At 59.2% G+C, this 1,185-nt stretch carries 2 protein-coding genes; both read right to left on the bottom strand.

The features are described from left to right. Positions 1 to 786: IS3 family transposase (locus FJ418_RS31770; protein ID WP_246683310.1), on the bottom strand; the 786-nt coding region annotated here is incomplete at its 3' end. Then, the gene (locus FJ418_RS31765; protein ID WP_246683308.1) at positions 759 to 1,109 is read right to left on the bottom strand and encodes a transposase; all 351 of its coding nucleotides are present in this window, start codon (positions 1,107 to 1,109) and stop codon (positions 759 to 761) included. The genes FJ418_RS31765 and FJ418_RS31770, both read right to left, overlap by 28 nt. Positions 1,110 to 1,185 lie beyond the last annotated feature (76 nt).

Here is a 1,185-nt window from a genome sequence, read left to right as displayed (position 1 = left end):
CTCGAACTGCTGCGGGCTCAGATAACCGAGCGCTGAATGAAGTCTGCGGGTGTTGTAAACCTCCTCTATGAAGCGGGGAAGGTGTTCGGTGACGTCTTCGAATGTTTCATAGGCCATCGGATAGACCGCTTCGACCTTCAGCGTCTTCATAAGGCTTTCGGCCCTGGCGTTGTCATAGGGATTGCCTTTGCGGCCCATCGAGCCGACGAGTTCAGCGCCAGCCAGTGCATCCCGATATGCCTGAGCTGCGTATTGGGAGCCGCGGTCGGAATGATGGACGCAGCCCCGTGGTGGCCGGCGACGCTCTATCGCTGCCTTCAAAGCTGCAACCGTCAGACGCGCGTCGATGCTGCGACTGATGGCATAACCGACGATCAACCGTGACCAGGCATCGAGGACGACCGCGACGTAGATGCAGCGGGTTGGCAGCGCGACGTAAGTGATGTCGCAAACCCAGAGCTGATTGGGGCCGGTCGGTACGATATCCTTGGCCAGGTTCGGGAAGATCGGGCCGTCATGATTGCTGTCTGTGGTCGCGACGAACCTACGGCGGATCTTCGGATGCAGGTCGTGTTGACGCATTAACCGCCTGATCTTCTTGTGGTTGATGACCAGGCCCTGCTGGCGCAGCGCGGCACCAACGCGACGATAGCCGTAAAATTCAAACTCATCGCAAATGGCAAACATGGCCTCCACGATCGAGGTGTCATCGACAGGCTTTTCGGGGCCGTCATAGTAGGTAGAGCGTGCGATCCCCATCAGCCGGCATCCTTCGGCGACGGAGATACCAGCGGGCCGGTAATGACGGATGTGGTTCCGCTTCTCGGCCGTGGTGCTCTTTTCAGAGCCCCCTTTAGAAACTCCAGCTCCAGCGCCTGTTTGCCAACCAGGCGCTCGAGGGCAGCAATCCGCGCCTCGTATTCCTGGACAAGGTCGGCGGCCTGAGCCTCATCGTCGAACGCGCCTTGCTCATACTTGCGTACCCAAATCCGCAGCAAGGTGCGTGACACGTCGTGGCGCTTTGCCAGACTGTAGAGCGTCTCGCCCGAGAGAAACTCCTGCGCGACCTGCCGTTTGAATTCCATACTGTGAGTGCGATGTTTTGCCATCGGCTCCACTTTCGGAAACCCGGCAAGCCTGGTCAATTCATCAAGCCGACCTGTCCACCCCCAGGGGCGCACTCCA

It is taken from the genome of Mesorhizobium sp. B2-8-3, from assembly GCF_006440815.1.
In the GTDB taxonomy this organism is placed as follows: Bacteria; Pseudomonadota; Alphaproteobacteria; order Rhizobiales; family Rhizobiaceae; genus Mesorhizobium.
This window is presented reverse-complemented; position numbering and strand designations above follow the sequence as displayed.